The organism is Falsiroseomonas oryzae, from assembly GCF_027856955.1.
Classification (GTDB): domain Bacteria; phylum Pseudomonadota; class Alphaproteobacteria; order Acetobacterales; family Acetobacteraceae; genus Falsiroseomonas; species Falsiroseomonas oryzae.
Genome location: NZ_JAPSMD010000900.1, coordinates 1 through 891 on the forward strand (window position 1 = coordinate 1; position 891 = coordinate 891).

The window sequence follows — 891 nt, forward strand, 5'->3', positions numbered from 1 at the left end:
GCGAGATTCAGGGCGCGCAGCGCCGCCTCCTGCCCGCAGGCCCAGGCGACGCCGCGGAAGGGCGGGTTGGCGCGGCACCACGCTGCCAGCAGCGCCTCCGCCCGGGCCAGGTGATCGCCCGCGGGATCGAGCCGGGAAGCCTGGGCCAGCAGCGGCAGCGCGGCCAGCCGGCTCGCCTCCCACACCGGGCGGGCGCCACCACCGCGGTGCAGCAGGAGCGACAGGGCCGGCGCGGCGGGATCGAAGCTGCCATGCCAGTCCGGCGCCTCCGGCAGGGCCGCGACGGCGGCATGGATGCGGTCGGCGGCATCCACGGCCAGGGGCGCGGCCAGGGGCGCGGGCAGGGGCGGTGCGAAAGGCGGCAGGAACGGACCGGCCGGCGTTGCCTGCGCGGCCAGACGCAGCTGGATCACGCCCGCACGGCGCAGCGCGAGGTCGGCCAGTCGCAGCACCACGGGGCGCAGCCCCAACCTGGAGGCGACATCGAGCCGCAGGGCGAGGCGCTGGGCTGTATGCCGCAACCCTGATGCAACCAGGCCGGCTGTCGGAACCTGAGATGAGACTTGGTCGGACATGACTTGCATGCCTATGCTACACTCAGTCGTTAATTCCTCGGTGCTAATTCGTGTTAAGGTTGAGAGCCCTCAGCCCGATTGCCTTGCTGCTCACGCTGCTGCCCGCCCTGGCGGCGGCGCAGCCGGGCCCGGCCCCGACCCTGCCAAGCCTGGGCGCGCCCGCGCTGCTGCCACCACCGCTGCCGTCCACCCTGCCGAACGGGATGCCCCTGCCGCAGCTGCCCGGCGCGTCCCAGCAGGACATCATGCAGCGCATCCTGGATGCGGCGGGCGGCCGCGCGCCGCCGGCGCCGCCGCCCATGCCGGCGCCTGCCGG

General features: G+C 74.9%; 2 pseudogenes. One reads left to right on the forward strand and one right to left on the reverse strand.

The features are described 5' to 3' along the window. Positions 1–521, reverse strand: a pseudogene (locus OZN99_RS32550) (heparinase); the annotation flags it as partial. Positions 522–658: 137 nt separating this feature from the next. On the opposite strand from OZN99_RS32550, the pseudogene OZN99_RS32555 reads away from it, so the two are divergent. Continuing rightward, positions 659–891: pseudogene (locus tag OZN99_RS32555) on the forward strand (hypothetical protein); the annotation flags it as partial.